This window comes from Streptomyces sp. UNOC14_S4 (assembly GCF_020740835.1).
GTDB lineage: Bacteria > Actinomycetota > Actinomycetes > Streptomycetales > Streptomycetaceae > Streptomyces.
Map to the genome: position 1 here is coordinate 1 of NZ_JAINFC010000681.1, position 3,218 is coordinate 3,218.

The following is a 3,218-nucleotide window of genomic DNA, read 5'->3' on the forward strand; positions in this document are numbered from 1 at the left end:
GCCCGGGGGCGCGGGGGGCGCTGGGGCGTTGCGGATGGAGACGTGGGCTCCGAGAGCTCCGAGTTCAAGAACGACGGTGCGCAGCCTCTGGTCCCGTTCGGCTGTGCTGAGGGCGACGGGGAGGGTGAAGGTGTTGCCGTCGCGGGGGTCGGCATGAAATCCGGCGCGGTGCAGATGATCGATGGTCGCTGGGTGATCGGCGGTGGCGGTCAGGGAGCCATCTGCCTGCCAGGCGAAATCCACCCGGGCCGTGCGCTTCACCGAAAGGTTCTGCTCCACGGCGGCTCTGCGGTGTACTTCGGCGAGTGCCTTGTCGTAGCGGGGCAGCAGGCGCCGGGCGACGGTGACCGCGGCCCGGGCGGGATCAGTGCCCACCGTGATCCCGTTGGGCTCGGGTACGCCGCGGAAGAGGTGGTCATCCAGTTCGGGCGGCGCGAGGGCGGCCACGATGAACTCGCTCTGGTTGAGGGGCCGGTCGATGACGTACAGCCGCTTGCCGCCGGGGCCGGTGAGTACGGCGTCGTGATTGAGGACGAACTCGGAGACGGCCCAGTGGGCATGGGCGGTGTCCCACAGCTGTTCGGCGATGGGGAACTGGGCGGGGTAGTCGGGGTGCGGGTGGTACTGGCTGGTCCACGTGCCGGGCAGCCGCTGGGCGAGTGCGTCGGCGAACGCGGACAGATCAGCTCGGTGAGGCAAGAGAGGTTCTTTCCGGTGACGGGTAGGTGGTGCGGTCAGGCGGTCAGGGGGCCGGTCGGCGCAGAGGGGTGGTGGGAACGGATACCGGCGTGGGCAGCCGCTGGGCCTGCGCGATCGGGACGGTTCTGCGCGGGGCGGGCCGCCGTTGCGGCTGGGTGAGGTGACGGGTGTCGGCTTCCAGCTGGGTGGCGGTGTCTTCCAGTGCTGTGCGGGCGTCGTCCAGGCGGTCACCGACGACGTTCCAGGCGGCCTGCTGGGCGTCGGCGAGGTCCGGCCCTGGCCGGCGCGTGGCGTGTTCCTGAAGGAAGGCGACCTGCTGGAGCGCTTCAGCCAGATGCCCCATGGCCTGTGACGTACCGACTGCGGCGGTGGCGAGGGCGCCGGCACCGCGACGCTCGGCGCGGTCGGCGGAGGGCTCGCCGCTGAGGTTGTACAACAGGGTGTTGGAGAGCATCTCCGTCATGCCGCCGAGGGCCTTCATCCGAGCACCGGCGGTGAAGGCCGCGGTCTCCGGCGTGTTGTGGGTGAACAACGTGAGCCCGCTGGCCAGTTCGCGTATTTCCTGGGCGATGGTGTTCAGGTGGGCGGGGCTGCGAGGGTCTATGCGCAACAAGTTCGCTCCGGTGTTGCTAGCGCCGTGGATTTGTCCGGGCCGTTGGGCTCGGGGAGGGGGTAGCGGCACGGCCACGCAACTCGGCGAGGAGGCGCTCCATCTCGTGGTGGTTTTTCACGTGGCCGCCTGCCGAGCTGACGGCGTCGGAGGCCCGGCGCAGCGCGCCGCGTCCATGGGCGTGATCGAGGATCAGTTGCCATTGCCACCGGTCTGCGTCCGGGGTCCCGCGTGACGGAGGCGGAGTTGCTGCGGTGCGCGCGGTCTGCGCGAAGAGCGTCGTGGCGTTGCACGTGTCCGTTACGGCGGTGAGCAGCTGTGAACGAGCCTTGGACAGGTGATCCGAGGGGCTCTCGAACCGGGCGGTGAACTCGGCGGCCAGCAGCGCGGTGTCGCGGGAGAGGCTCTGGGCGGTGACCGTGTGCTGCAGCGTCGTGCCGACCGGGACGGTTGAGGGGACGTGGCCTGTGGCGTCGAGCAGTTCGAGGTGGTCGCAGGCAGCCTTGAGCCGGGTGGACAGCTGCTGCAGGCGTTCCAGGAAGGGGTCTGAGGCGGACTCTGTCATGCGATGCCTTAAATCCATATTTTTCTCAGTATTTATGCAGATTCAATGCATGCGGGCGTCGGTGTCGAAGAGGGCCAGTTCCTGTGGGTGGAGCAGGTGCTGGACGATGAAGGACCGGCCGGCGACCTTCCAGAGGCCGCGTCCGCGGTTGAGGTGGGCGATGGCCTGGGATTCCACGGAGGTCAGGCCCAGCAGTCCGGCGGCGGCGAGGACCTGGTCGGCTTCCTGGCGGTAGACGATGCGGGTGGAGCAGTCGGCGAGCAGGCCCTCGGCGAGTGCGCGTCCGCGCGAGCCGGCGTCTCCGGCGGTGAGCAGGTCGGACAGGCGGTGGATGACCATGAGGTTGGCGATGCCCAGGCCGCGGGAGAGCTTCCACTGGGACTGCATGCGTTCGAGCAGGCCCGCGTGTCGCATGAGTCGCCATGCTTCGTCGTAGACGACCCAGCGCCTGCCGCCGTTGGGGTCGGCGAGTGCGGACTCCATCCATGCGGAGGCGCAGGTCATGGCGAGGACGAGGCCGGTGTCGTCGCCGGAGCCGCCGAGGCGGGAGAGGTCGATGGTGAGCATCGGGCTGCGGGGGTCGAAGATGACGGTGGAGGGGGCGTCGAACATGCCGGCCAGGTCGCCGTGGACCAGTCGTCGCATGGCGTGGGCGAGGTCGCGGGCGGCGTCGCCGAGGCGGCCGGAGAGTTCCCCGCCGGCGATGTCGAGCAGGCCCGGGTTGTTGAGGGTGGCGGCGATGTCGCCGAGGAGCGGGGTGCGGCCGGTCTGGGCGGCGTGGGTGACGACGCAGTCGAGGGTGACGTCGAGCGCGGTGTGCTCCATCGGCAGCAGGTCCCGGCCGAGGACAGTACGGGCGAGGGAGCCGAGCAGCATCAGCCGTCGCTTGCGGACCTCACTGGCCCAGTCCTCCGCGGTCACGCCGTCGGGCTGCGGGGGCGCGTCCAGGGGGTTGAGTTTGCCGGGCAGGCCGGGGCCGAGCGCGATGGTCGTGCCGCCCAGCGCGGCCGACACCGCCGTCCACTCGCCCTTCGGGTCGCAGGGGACGTAGATCCTGTATCCGAAGGCCACCGAGCGCAGCGCGAAGCTCTTGGCCAGCGCCGACTTGCCCATGCCGATGACGCCGGCGAGCAGCACGTTGGGGTTGGTGAAGCCGTCGAGCTTCCCGTACAGCGCGAACGGGTCGAAGGTGAAGGATGCCTCGGCGTGGACGTCGCGGCCGATGTAGGTGCCCTCGGCGCCGAGGCCGCCTTCGGCAAGGAAGGGGTAGGCGCCGGCGACGGTGGCGGTGGTCATGCGGTGGGCGGGCAGGGACAGCTTCCCGCCGCGGGCAGAGGCCGGACC

4 protein-coding genes are annotated in these 3,218 nt (G+C 70.2%); all 4 read right to left on the reverse strand.

Features of this window, described 5'->3' with window-relative positions; all coding sequences use genetic code 11:
• The coding region (locus K6I34_RS34210; RefSeq protein ID WP_229331933.1) for a hypothetical protein at window positions 1–699 on the reverse strand (699 nt) is incomplete at its 3' end.
• Window positions 700–742: 43 nt separating this feature from the next.
• Window positions 743–1,309, reverse strand: a complete 567-nt coding sequence (locus K6I34_RS34215; protein ID WP_229331934.1) for a hypothetical protein — start codon at window positions 1,307–1,309, stop codon at window positions 743–745.
• A 19-nt stretch (window positions 1,310–1,328) separates the two neighbouring features.
• Window positions 1,329–1,874, reverse strand: coding sequence for a hypothetical protein (locus K6I34_RS34220; RefSeq protein WP_229331935.1), 546 nt, complete (start codon window positions 1,872–1,874; stop codon window positions 1,329–1,331).
• A 42-nt stretch (window positions 1,875–1,916) separates the two neighbouring features.
• Window positions 1,917–3,218 (reverse strand): ATP-binding protein (locus tag K6I34_RS34225; protein ID WP_229331936.1); only part of this gene is annotated, 1,302 nt, incomplete at its 5' end.